Origin of the sequence: Stenotrophomonas sp. GbtcB23, from assembly GCF_019091045.1 — a bacterium.
Lineage (GTDB): Bacteria > Pseudomonadota > Gammaproteobacteria > Xanthomonadales > Xanthomonadaceae > Stenotrophomonas > Stenotrophomonas rhizophila_A.
Map to the genome: position 1 here is coordinate 1 of NZ_JAGXKC010000450.1, position 265 is coordinate 265.

Genomic DNA, 265 nt, shown 5'->3' on the forward strand with positions numbered 1-265 from the left:
GAGCCGGGGGGATTGGTTGCGAGGCAGTAGACCGAGAGCGGGCGCTTGCCACTGACGAAACGGGCCGCGTCGAAGGTGTGGATCGCCATGCCGAGCAGCAGGACGTTGTCCACCCGCTCGCGGAAGCCGCCGAAATGCGGGGCCAGGAAGAAACCGCAATGGACGCCGGTCAGCGCGCCGATCACACCGCTCTCGACAAGGCGGCGCATGCGGCGGACGCCGGAAATGAACCGGCGGTTCTGCACCACGGCGTGTATCCGCCCGG

The 265-nt window shown here is 68.3% G+C and carries 1 protein-coding gene; it reads right to left on the minus strand.

Translation table 11 applies throughout. From position 1 onward, the window contains the following. Positions 1-248: hypothetical protein (locus KVS69_RS19745; RefSeq protein WP_217539791.1), on the minus strand; the 248-nt coding region annotated here is incomplete at its 3' end. Positions 249-265: the final 17 nt, after the last annotated feature.